Origin of the sequence: Nostoc sp. UHCC 0251, assembly GCF_034932245.1 — a bacterium.
In the GTDB taxonomy this organism is placed as follows: Bacteria; Cyanobacteriota; Cyanobacteriia; order Cyanobacteriales; family Nostocaceae; genus Nostoc.
Genome location: NZ_JAYGHD010000400.1, coordinates 1 through 12,072, shown reverse-complemented (window position 1 = coordinate 12,072; position 12,072 = coordinate 1). Strand labels below are relative to the sequence as shown.

The following is a 12,072-nucleotide window of genomic DNA, read 5'->3' as shown; positions in this document are numbered from 1 at the left end:
AAAGGCGGGCAAGATGCCCACCCCACAAGATTGGATAATTTATTTCTTGGAAGTCTCTATTCAGTATGTTTAATATTTCGATGCCCTAAAAAATCTGGAATTTCTCTAGGGACTGTCATCAATTCAACCAGATAACAGAAGCAGCTAAATAAATCGTACCGCGATCGCAAACCAACTACCCGATTTTAAGCAATTCGAGTGACTTGTTGATTCACACGGGGACGACCAAAGCGCTCCCAAGCACTCCCTCCTCGCAGAAACAACTCTAAAAAACGCAATGGTTCTCCTGAATCGCCTCTTGACCAACCGGAACTACCAGGAGCAAAAGCCAAAGTTCCTTCAGACACTTTGAAGCTGCCATCAGAATACACTGCATCACTGACTACATCTCCAATCCGAATGACGATCTTGGTTTGAGGTTCCAAGTTAAGTGTATGTGCCGCAATAGTTGTTTTGATGTTGCCGTAACCATCAATCCAGGCAATTCGATCTGGTGGAACATCTGGGATTTGCTCGCTCTTGAGGCTATCTCCCAGAAGGCTAAAATCTTCATTCATAATGGCAGCCGCAGCCGGAGGAAAGACATCCCGTGAGCGAAACTGCGAACCGCCACGAGCAACGTTGACCACTCGCAATTCCTTTGTATAGTCTTTGATAAAGGAGAGGGTGTAGCCTGCATTCACACCCACTACTTTTACACCATTGGATAAAAGAGCATAAGTTAGTCCTTCACCCTCATTGTCTCGACGGGCTTCAGGATCATCCTGACGAGGCGCACAGTTATGATAAATTAGGCGATCGCTAGGGCCAGGGTTGAGTCCTAGTTGGGCAATCCAAAATCCCGTTGCCAATGTACTGAATGCTGGAACCGAAAGCAAATGGATGTGGGCATGGGGAAAAGCCATCAGTAAACGTTGTGTGACTTCTGTAAATGCCGGATCTCCTGTACCGTAGTCAGCAATGACGCAGATAAACATTTTGCTTCTCCTCCTGATGGGTAGTAATTTGCAATCAATGGTTAGGCAATGGGTGGCTTCAAATGCGCCAGTGAAGCCAATACAGTTCGGTTAAGATCCCCCCGCCTGCGGCGACCCCCTTAAAAAGGGGGTAAAAGAGGTTTATGAGCAAGCCTTTTTAACGGAGGTTGAGGGGATCTTTAAAATATTAAAACGTTAACCGAAGCGTATTGCTAGTTAATCTGTCTCATCAGCAGTCTAAATGTGATCTCAACTATATGCAAGATTTCTGGATAACATTAAGCGTAATTTTCTAGTAAAAAGATGCTCGAACCATACAACTCAGTTAATTACATCAGTCATCATGTGATTACAGGGTGAAATGAGCAGTTGTCTGCTCATTTCACCCCTATTTAGTAACGTTAAAGTCTTAGTCAACGCAATGAAAACAATCACTTCACTTTTTAGCGAAGAACGCAACCAACTCCAGACAGATATTGATAACACAACCAACATCGAGGAGATAGTTAAGTTGGTTCAGAATCGACTTGATAACCTCGAAAGAATTTACATTGAAAAACTTAATCTGGCTCAAATTCGTCTAGCTTCCTTTTTCCTAGATACGCTGCGGCAGTCCATCGCTACTCTTGCTGCGGCTAACTATTCTCAAATTGCTCCAACAGAGCAAAAGCAATTTACTAACCCAAGTACAAAGTTTTTTTCCAGCAGATTAATCCTAAAACTGCTAAAGGGGCTAATTTATATAGGCATCTTAAGTTCGTTGTTCTCTTTAACTAAAACTACCCCAGGTGCATGGATGGCTATTTTACTAACATCTATACTTCTAGGGGTAGAAGTTGTGCTTCAACTTGAGTTAAAGAGCCAGCAAAATTCTATGTCTTCAGAGCTATTGGAATTACCTAAACCTATGCTCCGGGTTGATAGCAAAGTATTTTTAGATCATCTTGGCGATGCTCTTAACACTATCGACCTAGCAGTAGCTAGAGTAGAAGAATGGAATAAACATGAAGGCGATCTAGCAATAGAAGAACTGCCAGAGCTATTAAATTTTCTGCAAAGGCTGATGGGCGCATCAAAACTTGATAAACCCCAAATGGCTTATGAACTTGCAAAACTTCTACCACAGATTTTAATGTCTCAGGGAATTAACGCTCAAATTTACCGACCAAATGACCCGCACAGCGATCGCAATTATTTTGACTTTGAGCCAAGTATCGACCCCGATACCAAAGAACACGTGACTCTAACTCCGGCTTTGTTAAAAGGCGATCGCTTGATTAGACGCGGTAGGGTAATTGAGCCAGCATATTCCTCTGCTAGAGAATAATAGACAATAAGGGTATGGAAATTTTAGAAACAATCGGTTTTGATTTGGGGCACGGTGAAACGGCTTTAGCTAAAGCGATAGTCGAAAGCATCGACCCCCCCCAGATGCTGGAGATTAATAACAAGAAGAACCAAATTACAGCCCTTGGTTGGCATCCTAAACTCGGTTATCTTGTCGGCGAACAAGCATTGATTCAAGCTGGCGTTACCCAACTGACAATTTCTTTCAAGCAAAAACCTAACAACGATCCCAAATATCGGGAAACAATTAGCACTTTTGTAGCAACCTACTACCGCCTTTTGAAAGAAAGCAAACAACTTGAAGGTGGGGAAGGTAGCTATTTTTACATTGGTTGTCCTTCAGGATGGTCAGTTAGCGATCGCACCGAATACCAAAAGCTACTTCAAGAAGCTGGCATTCCCCAACTAAATGTTGTACCCGAATCGCGGGCTGCTTTCATGCAAGCCAAGGAAGCCGGGAAACTGGAGTATGACAAACTTGTTGCATCGGTGCTAATTGTCGATATTGGTTCTTCAACCACAGATTTTACTCTGGTTAAGAGCTTAGAAGAGATCCCGATAGATTTCGGGAGTAATACTTTAGGTGCATCTCTAATTGACAAAGCTATTTTTGCCCGGACTCTCGCCAACCACGAACAAAAAGCATTACTCGAAAAAGTATTTAAGGAATATCCGCATCACCAAGCTCGTTGTGAACTTGCTTGTCGCAAAGCTAAAGAAGATTATTTTTCTAACGAACAGCTATACAGCGATCCTGAATCCTTTGCGCGTGGCTTCGAGTCGATTAACGAACAAATTTATTTTATTCCCCAAGTCAATAAATTGATGATGGAGGAAATTTTAAACCAGCCCTTACCGGAACTGGGGCATCAGAGTTGGGTGCGATCGTTTAGCGACTCTTTAACCGAGGCGAAAGAAAAGCTAGAAAAACTTGGAATTGTGCCCAAACTTTTACTGATGACTGGCGGTGCATCTCGCATGAAGTTTACGCACCATCTTTGTCAAGAAATGTTTCCCGAACCAGAAACGCTGCTTCGCCCCGATCCAGAACCAGAACGCTGCATTGCACTGGGTTTAGCACGAGTAGGAAGATGGGATCTGCGTGCTGCTGCTTTTAAAGAAGAAGTCAACGAACTATTTACCTCAAATACGCTTAAAGGTTTGATTGAAAGGCATATCCCGGAGTTAATCGAATCATTAACTAAGCCTTTAACAGACGGCTTGCTCGTCAACGCTGTTAAACCAGCTTTAAAAGATTGGCAAAAAAACAAAATACGGACTTTAGCCGATTTGGAAACATCTTTAATCAGTCGTGCAGAACAGTGGCTCAAAAGCGATCTAGCTGTGCAGATAATTAATCATCAATGCGCTTTTTGGTTTAGCAATAAAATCCAACCCGATTTAGCCGCACAAACCGATCCAATCTGTCGAAAATTTCAGATACCTAGAAGTAGCTTAAGGTTCCAGGATAGCATTGACCCAAATTTTGTTAACCCAGAGTTACGGATTGGAGATGCTATTCTGGCTGAGACAGTGGGCTTTATTGTCAATGTAGTAATTGGTGGAGGCACTGTAGCTAGTATCATCACTCTCATACTAACTGGACATTTAACCTGGCCTATTGCCTTAGTATATGGGGCTTCGGTGATGGCGGCAGGAATGGAGCTAAATCGCAAGAGTGTTCAAGAAGTAATCAAGACAAATGTGGATGTACCAAGTTGGGTTCGTTCTAGTTTTTTGAGTGACAAAAAAATCGAGGATATGTGTGGGCAAATCAAGCCGGAGTTAGAGAAAGTTCTTCAAGAACAACTGACAGCAGATCAAGAGGCTTTTGATAAACTGATTACCAAGGTTGAGCAAGGACTACAAAAAAGCCTTTCTACCAAGGTTCAATCTTGCATAATCCTAATCCAATAGCGGTAAGGTATACCAGAAAATATAGATTTTATAAAATCTGTATGTAAACTGCTCAAAAGTCAATGATTCAAGCAATAATTGTCTTTCTCATCATTGGACTGATTCTAATTGGTATTTTAGTCAATCCAATTCTAATCAAAAGGCGAAGAAACCGTCTGAAAAATCGTCCTTTTCCCCCACTCTGGAATGCCATTATTGAGAATAATCTTCCCATTTATCCTTGTCTTTCTCCCAATGAACTCAGACGACTTCAGGGACATATTCAAGTATTCTTAGCAGAAAAGCAATTTATTGGCTGTAGAGGATTACAGGTGACAGAAGAAATGAAGCTGATCATTGCTGCGATCGCCTGTTTACTCCTATTAAATGAACGTGGGCAATACTTCCCTAGACTTCGTTCAATTCTGGTGTATCCCAACGCTTATTTTGTTCAGGAAACAACTTCTATCGGAAATTATGTTGTTGAAGAAAGGCGTGTGGCAAGATTGGGTGAATCGTGGACAAATGACCAACTAGTACTGTCTTGGGAACAGGTAAAACAAGATATTAGAAACTGGAGAGATGGACGTAACGTTGTGCTTCATGAATTCGCCCATCAGTTAGATCAAGAAGATGGTAAAGCTGACGGAGTTCCTATACTGCAAAGCAACTCAGACTATGCTATTTGGGCGAAGGTGATGACAGAAGCATATCAGCAACTTTGTAATGATGTTCTACAAGACGTAAAGACGGTAATGGATAGCTATGGTGCAACGAATCCCGCAGAATTTTTTGCCGTAGCGACTGAGACATTCTTTGAGAAACCGCACCAATTGCTATCCAAACATCCGGCACTTTATCAGCAATTGCAACGTTACTATCAATTAGATCCTGTGCAATGGGTTTAAACTACAGCAGATTGCAATTTGGCGAAATTATCCATAAAAATAGGGGAATTACCAGAAATTAGCTCAACTTGTTGCTTTAACCATTCAGAAAACAAATCTGAGATAATTTTTAAGCGCAACACCTCGTCCAATTGTGGCTCAATAAGTTCCTCAACCAAAATCAGATGCGCCCCAACGGATGTCAATATTGGTTTGACAACTTGCGGTGGAGTTGCCGCAAAGACAGCAGCAGAAATTTCTGGTTTCAAATCTGCACGGTTTAATATGCCTCGATATCCTCCTTTTCTCCGTAGTTCTGTATCTTGAATATATTGATGAGCAATTTCATAAAAACTCATCTCACCTTCACCCAATGCGTAAAACAGTTCCATAGCCAAATCAAAATCATCTAAAACCACTTCATACATAACTACCTGGGCATAATCAATTTGGTGTTCTACAAAAAAAGGTTCAACTTTATCTACAAACAGATATTGAGCTAATTTTGAAGAAATTACTGTGTAATAAACTAATTCTTCAAACTCGTCTAGAGATAAACTGTGTTTTTGTAACCATGACCAAGTAACATCGGCACTAGTCAAATTGTTCATCAAACGCAAGCTATCTGCCGCTTGCTGTAGTTCTTCTGGCTCCACTTTAATACCAGCCTCTTCTGCCGTATTTGAAATAATCTTGCGAGTAAGAATACCTTCTATTACAGAAGGGATTTGGCATGAAATCTTGACTTGTTTGAAAATTTCGTCTAGAGAAACAGTTGGCATTTCTAACATAGTATAACTCCTTAATGGGAAACAAATTAAAGTTGAATTCGGAAATGTTAAAGATGAAACAGGAAAGAATAACTTGTTGAACTCTCCTTTTTTTATAGTTTTAAACCACCTTTTTGCAACTTTTTAAACGGATCTAACACAAAATCAACAATCCGGCGTTGCCGAACAATTACCTCAGCAGTTGCTGTTTGACCAGGCGTTAAAGCAATACGTTTATTTCCACTTTGAATATAAGTCTGTGGCACTGCAATTTCTAATTCAAAGTTTTCTATCTTACCTTGGGCAGTTTCCACAATTTTGGAGTCTGGTGAAATCCAGTGCAATTTGCCTTCTATCACTCCATAATCCTGGAAAGGATAAGCATCAAATTTAATTTTTACTGGCATTCCTACACGCAAGAAACCACTTTCTTGGCTAGGCATCTGTGCTCTGAATATCAGAGGTACTCCATTAGGTGCAATCTGAGTAACCATCTGCCCTGGTTGTACAACTGTCCCGGCGTTATTGATAGACAACTGAAAAATTCTGCCATCAATTGGAGCACGGAGTGTTTGCTGTTGTAATTGAAATTGCAAAGAATGAATTTGTTTTTTAGTTTGAGAAATTTCTGATTGTAAATCTACAGCTTGAGCATGGAGTTCTTTTAGTTGTTTCTGGCTGTCCAAGACTGCAAGTTCTCCTGTCCGTCTAATACGTTGATTAGTGCTTTGTTGTTTGCCAATCTCGGTATTTGCCTGTTGAATATCTGATTGAGCTTGTTCTAAAAGTCTTTGCCGCTCAAACATTGCGCCTTCTATTTCTTCTAATTTACTCTTGGGAATAGCGCCTTTTTGCAAAAGATATCGATAACGTTGTACTTCGTTTTTAGCTAGCTTAATGCGCCCGACTTCTAGGGCATATACTTGTTTACTGGAACTAAACCGCTGCCGTATTTGGTCGAGTTGAGCAAGTTGTTCAGATTCTTGAGCTTGATTTTGCAATTGCTGAGTGCGTAAAGACATTTCCAGTTGATTTTTTAATAACTGAAGCTGATTAACTCGATTTTCTTGACCCTCAAGTTTTGCCTGAGCTTGTTGCAGTTCAGTACGAGTTAATTCTGATTCCAATTCCAGTAAAATTTGCCCTGAAGCTACAGTTTGGCCTTCTTTTACCTTGATGGCTGTAACTTTTCCGGTAACGGGTGCATCTAATCTTACAGTTCTCCCTTGAGGTTCAAGTCGTCCTCTGGCGCTACCTGTTTCGTCTACTTTGGATAACATTGCCCAAGGTAAGATAATTGCAGCAAATACTACTAGCCAATACAACAAGCCGCGTGTCCAAATCCGTGGTAAGGTATCAATTAGTTCTTTTGTTAAAGAAGACCAATCTTCACTTAGAGGTGCATAGGATTTTGGCTCTCGTGAGGATGGTGTTTTTTTGGAGTCATTTAAATTCAGTTGACTACTAGGGTAGTGACCGTTCTGACTGAACTGTTCTTGGGTAGTAAATTCATTTGGCATAATTGGTCATACCATTTTGGATTTCAAATATTGGTTTTTTCTGATTTCTAGCAAAGCTAAGGGACGAAAACTGAAGAGGAATTTTAGTTCAGATTGCTATCGTAAGTTGCTGTTGATTCAGGTAAAAGTAGTGACCGCGTTTAGCCATTAATTCATCGTGAGTTCCACTTTCAACCAAAAGACCTCTATCTAACACCAAAATTTTGTCAGCATTGCGTACTGTTGAAAGGCGATGAGCAATCACCAGTGTTGTTCTATCTTGAAGAATTTTGTTGAAGTTAGTCTGGATGATACGTTCAGATTCAGCGTCAAGACTGCTGGTGGCTTCATCTAAAATCAGCAGTTGGGGATTACCTACAAGGGCGCGGGCGATCGCTAGCCGTTGTCTTTGTCCACCAGATAGGGTTCCTCCGCCCTCACCGATTTTTGTTTCATAGCCCATCGGTAATTCTTTAATAAATTCATGCGCTCCCGCTTGTTGCGCTGCTTCTATAACTTCTTCTAAAGTTGCTTCGGGATAACCTAAACTAATGTTTTCCCGAATCGTACCACCAAAGAGAAAAGTATCTTGGTCAACGACACCGATTTGAGAACGGAGCGATCGCAATGAAAGGCTGCTTGTATCATACCCGTCAATCAAAATCTTCCCTTCTGTAGGAGGATACAGCCCCAATACCAGCTTGGAAATAGTCGTTTTTCCCGAACCACTACGCCCCACAAGTGCGATCGTTTGTCCTGGCTTTACTTCAAAACTAATATTTTCTAGCGTGTTGACATCGCTTTCTGGATGGTAACGGAAAGTTACTTTATCAAAGACAATGTAACCACGAATTGGTGGTAAAGATTGCCGAGATGAGGAGTGCAAGTCTTCTTCTGGTTCAGCGTCAATCACATCATTAATGCGTTCAACAGCAATTAGCACTTCTTGCAATTCATTCCATAGCATAATCAATCGCTGAAAAGGATTAATCACATTACCCAACAACATATTAAAAGCGACAAGTTGCCCAATCGTAAGTTCGTTTTGTATCACCTGCCATGCTCCAAACCACAGTAATATTGTGCTAACTACAGCTTCAATGCCAGAGCTAAATATTTGCAGTGTGTTACCAATAACCTGCCCAGAAAAGTTCTTTTTAATTGACTTGCCAAAAAATTCCTCCCACTTCCAGCGCACAGACTGCTCAACAGCCATAGATTTGATAGTGCGGATACCAGTGAGAGATTGAATCAAATAACCAGTTTCTTCGTTATAGGCACTAAAAATCTCACGAGAAACACGCTGTAAGAAGGGTGTGGCAATGAGTGCCAGTAAGACAAATGGCGGCACAATTACTAACACAAGCAATGCCATCTTCCAACTGTACCAAAACATCAATCCTACGTAGATGAATACTGTCAACAAATCGAGAACGATAGACAGTGCTTCACCTGTGAGGAAACGTTGAATTTTGCGGTTTTCTTGTACACGGGAAATGATGTCTCCCACATAACGGGACTCAAAATAGTTCAAGGGTAAGCGGAAGGTATGGCTAATAAAACCGACAATTAAGGCTAGATCCACTCGGTTAGCTGTATGGTCTAGAAGGTATTGCCGTAGTCCAGTCATGGCGACTCGGAATAGGCTAAAGATGAGTAATCCTATCCCTACAGCTGTTAATGTCAGATCGCTGCGTTGTACAACAACTCGGTCTAACAATAACTGAGTAAATAGCGGTGTGATCAGTCCAAAAATCTGAAGCAGGATGGAAGCGATGAACACTTCCAACAACACCAACCAGTGAGGTTTAGCTAATTCAAAGAACTGCCAAAAAGGAGTGCTGGCTTCCTTTGCATCTTTAAGTAGGGCGGTAGGTTGTATTAATAAAGTATACCCAGTCCAACCCGCTTTGAAGTCTGCATGAGAGAGGCTACGTTGACCAATACCAGGGTCTGCAACGATAACGCGATCGCCTGTTACTTTGTAGACGACAATGTAGTGTCTTCCTTCCCAATGCACAATAGCAGGTAAACTCTGTAGAGCAAGTTTGTCGAGACTGGCTTTTACAGGTCGAGTTGAAAACCCAATACTTTCAGCCGCAGCAGCTAAACCTCGTAGTGATGCCCCATTGCGGTCAACATTAGCAATATCTCGTAAAATATTGACACTAAAGTGCTTGCCCCAGTAACGCCCAACCATCACTAAGCAAGCTGCACCGCAGTCAGAAGCACTTTGCTGTTCAAAGTATGGATATCGCCGGGTGATGCGTTGCCAAAAATGACCGATTTTTACAGTTGGGTTAGGGAAGTAAGCCTTACTGATTTTTTTCTTGCTTTTTGGGGATTCTGGATTTTCAGAGTGGCGACTAGGTAGGGGCGCAGTAGTGCCGTGCCCGTATGAGTGGGGAGTTCTATTTTCTTCCCCTGCTACCCTTATACTTCCCGTTCCTATTGCAGTGTCAGAGTTAATCAGTTCAGCTAGTTGTGGCTCTTTTGCGATCGCACTTTCCCAATGAGAACGACTCAGGCTGTAGATTTGGCTTGGTTGAGTCACCTGCCAACTACGTTCTTTGGGTAACTGCTCAAGAGTATAAATATTCCCAACAGTAAGCTTGCATCCTGATGTATGTAATAGTTCTCCTCGCCGTAGTAACCAAAGTTGCTGGTCTTTGAGTAGAGAAGATGGGAGTTTACCAATTTGGAGATTATGCTGTTCGAGTAATGGTAATATTTGCATCAATACTTCTACAGGAGCATTGGCAAGGTAAGGATTCTGACGACATAACAGCAGTAGATCCCAAAGTAGTGCTTGGTGGTTAAGATGCTGTCCAATGGAGGGATATTTGCGGATGAGCGATCGCAAACAATCTCCCGGAATATAGCAAACTTTGAGATTTACCGAAGCCCTGGCAGTGTAAGCTTGAAAGCCTGATGGAAACAAGGTTAGCTCACCAAATGATGCTCCCACACCCAATGAAGCGATTAAGTTATCTGTGCTATTGAGCAGTCTGACTTTACCCGCCAAGATGATATAAATGCCAACCGTAGCGTCTGCTGCTTCCCAAAACAGTTTACCTGCATTTGGTTCTAGGATTTCAATTTGTTGAAGGCAATTTGAAAGTTCTTGTTCTGAAAGAGGTTGACCCAAAGTTTGGGTGAGTTGTTGACCTAGTTGTTGCTTTTGAAACGTAGATTTATTCTGAATCATCGCTTTCCAGGTGCAGAATTAATTACTGGTTTTCATCAAACTGAATTGCCACAAAAAACTAGGTTCGACGTTCGATGGCAAATCGCCAATCTTAATGCCAGAATCCCGTTGGCTTGATGTTTCTTTCTCAGTGGTGTTGTCTTTTAGTCGAGTAGAAAGCCCCATTTCTTTAAGCAAACGGTTGATGTGGCAACTGCTAACCTTAATTCCCAGTTCTTTAGCCAAATGCTTGCTTAACCATTGCCCTGTCCAGCTTTGAAATGAATAGCCATACTCACGTGGACTATGGCTTGCCAGTTCTTGCAAACGAACAAGATATTGCTTATTCACGGTCTTGGGGCGACCCATTGGGCGATCGCTCCAATGGTGAGCTTGACCTGTTTGGGCCATAGTAATCCAGTGCCGCGCCGTCTCCTGAGAGCATCCTAAAGCTTCACAAATTTGAGTCTGAGATTGTCCTGCATCTGCCAACAACATAATTTCAATGCGACGGCGGTACTCTGGACGTAAATCTGTTTCTAGACTTTTCAATAGAAGCTTGCGCTGAAACGCTGTTAAATATAGACCTTGCTTGTCCACAGCAATTCCTCCTGGTATAACTTGCAATGCCCAGATAGAAATTAATCTGGATCATTCTTGAGAACCTCTGTTACTTCTCTGAATCAAAACTCCGGGAATTCCACAACTCGTTACAAAGCTTTACAATAATCTAGGAAACACTCACAAGTGTGGCTTTTCAGGCTTTGGTCGTGTGACAGGGTAAAAACAGCACTATATAGAACAAAAAACATAGCTTCAGTTTCAAATTGCCTAATTCGGAGTAATGACGCATTACTGCACTGTAATTTTTCAGATAAAAGTACCTTTATTTTTAAATATTAAATATTTGAATAATTAAAACATAAATCATTGAATTATGCATAAACAAGAAGTTTTTAAGTCTTGAAATTATAGATTGAATCTCCGAAGATGGAAATGTGATTAAGCAATACACAGCTAATCCAATTCAAAACAACTTCATCTAAGAGGAAAAATTCAATGGCTACTATCAACATTTCTGATTTGCGTCCTACTGGTTCCGATCTATTTTCTGATTCTGAAAGTTACATGAGTGAGTTAGGTGACAACGAACTTGTCAAGGTCAATGGAGGGTCTACTCTTATTTGCTTCCGAATTGGATATGCTGCTGCTCGTTCCTCTCAGCAATGTGCTGCTGGTATAGCTGGAGCAGCGGGTGCTGTTAAACGCTGGTGGGATAATCGTAAGTAAAAATTAACTTAATTCAATTAACAACTGAATGCTACGCGATTAGGGTATGTTATACAGGCTGACATACCCAATATCTTAAATTTTTAGAGTGTTAGAACTAATATCCATTGAACGCCTTAGCAGATTAAAGCTAATGAAGTTTAAAAAAAGAGTTATCTATGTAATAACTGACTTTTCCCGTTAAGTCTCTTTTGCAAGCTGCCAACCTTCACAAAGGTC

At 41.3% G+C, this 12,072-nt stretch carries 9 protein-coding genes; 4 read left to right on the top strand and 5 right to left on the bottom strand.

Features of this window, described 5'->3' with window-relative positions; genetic code table 11:
• Positions 1-185: 185 nt before the first annotated feature.
• Positions 186-977 (bottom strand): hypothetical protein, encoded by a 792-nt coding sequence (locus tag VB740_RS33130; protein WP_323204063.1) that lies wholly within the window; start codon positions 975-977, stop codon positions 186-188.
• 421 nt (positions 978-1,398) lie between these two features.
• Here VB740_RS33130 and VB740_RS33125 point away from each other — a divergent pair, with 421 nt between their 5' ends.
• The 3 genes from VB740_RS33125 (at position 1,399) to VB740_RS33115 (ending at position 5,128) form a co-directional block, all read left to right on the top strand.
• Positions 1,399-2,304 (top strand): hypothetical protein, encoded by a 906-nt coding sequence (locus VB740_RS33125; protein WP_323204062.1) that lies wholly within the window; start codon positions 1,399-1,401, stop codon positions 2,302-2,304.
• A gap of 14 nt (positions 2,305-2,318) precedes the next feature.
• Positions 2,319-4,241, top strand: coding sequence for an Hsp70 family protein (locus VB740_RS33120; RefSeq protein WP_323204061.1), 1,923 nt, complete (start codon positions 2,319-2,321; stop codon positions 4,239-4,241).
• A gap of 62 nt (positions 4,242-4,303) precedes the next feature.
• On the top strand, positions 4,304-5,128 hold the full coding sequence (locus VB740_RS33115) for a M90 family metallopeptidase (protein WP_323204060.1): 825 nt from the start codon (positions 4,304-4,306) through the stop codon (positions 5,126-5,128).
• Here VB740_RS33115 and VB740_RS33110 read toward each other — a convergent pair.
• From VB740_RS33110 to VB740_RS33095, 4 genes are all read right to left on the bottom strand, one after another.
• Positions 5,125-5,898 (bottom strand): peptidylprolyl isomerase, encoded by a 774-nt coding sequence (locus VB740_RS33110; protein WP_323204059.1) that lies wholly within the window; start codon positions 5,896-5,898, stop codon positions 5,125-5,127. The genes VB740_RS33115 and VB740_RS33110 overlap by 4 nt on opposite strands.
• A 92-nt stretch (positions 5,899-5,990) precedes the next feature.
• Entirely contained in the window at positions 5,991-7,397 is a 1,407-nt protein-coding gene (locus VB740_RS33105) for an HlyD family type I secretion periplasmic adaptor subunit (protein WP_323204058.1), read from the bottom strand.
• A gap of 88 nt (positions 7,398-7,485) precedes the next feature.
• A complete protein-coding gene (locus VB740_RS33100; RefSeq protein WP_323204057.1) occupies positions 7,486-10,584 on the bottom strand; it encodes a peptidase domain-containing ABC transporter in 3,099 nt (1,032 codons plus the stop codon).
• A gap of 18 nt (positions 10,585-10,602) precedes the next feature.
• Entirely contained in the window at positions 10,603-11,163 is a 561-nt protein-coding gene (locus VB740_RS33095) for a helix-turn-helix domain-containing protein (protein ID WP_323204056.1), read from the bottom strand.
• Positions 11,164-11,622: 459 nt separating this feature from the next.
• On the opposite strand from VB740_RS33095, the gene VB740_RS33090 reads away from it, so the two are divergent.
• Positions 11,623-11,853, top strand: coding sequence for a hypothetical protein (locus VB740_RS33090; RefSeq protein ID WP_109013277.1), 231 nt, complete (start codon positions 11,623-11,625; stop codon positions 11,851-11,853).
• Positions 11,854-12,072 lie beyond the last annotated feature (219 nt).

Excerpts from the sequence above, each read along its gene's own strand:
- VB740_RS33130 (WP_323204063.1), bottom strand. The coding sequence starts at position 977 with ATGTTTATCTGCGTCATTGCTGACTACGGTACAGGAGATCCGGCATTT.
- VB740_RS33125 (WP_323204062.1), top strand. The coding sequence starts at position 1,399 with ATGAAAACAATCACTTCACTTTTTAGCGAAGAACGCAACCAACTCCAG.
- VB740_RS33120 (WP_323204061.1), top strand. The coding sequence starts at position 2,319 with ATGGAAATTTTAGAAACAATCGGTTTTGATTTGGGGCACGGTGAAACG.
- VB740_RS33115 (WP_323204060.1), top strand. The coding sequence starts at position 4,304 with ATGATTCAAGCAATAATTGTCTTTCTCATCATTGGACTGATTCTAATT.
- VB740_RS33110 (WP_323204059.1), bottom strand. The coding sequence starts at position 5,898 with ATGTTAGAAATGCCAACTGTTTCTCTAGACGAAATTTTCAAACAAGTC.
- VB740_RS33105 (WP_323204058.1), bottom strand. The coding sequence starts at position 7,397 with ATGCCAAATGAATTTACTACCCAAGAACAGTTCAGTCAGAACGGTCAC.
- VB740_RS33100 (WP_323204057.1), bottom strand. The coding sequence starts at position 10,584 with ATGATTCAGAATAAATCTACGTTTCAAAAGCAACAACTAGGTCAACAA.
- VB740_RS33090 (WP_109013277.1), top strand. The coding sequence starts at position 11,623 with ATGGCTACTATCAACATTTCTGATTTGCGTCCTACTGGTTCCGATCTA.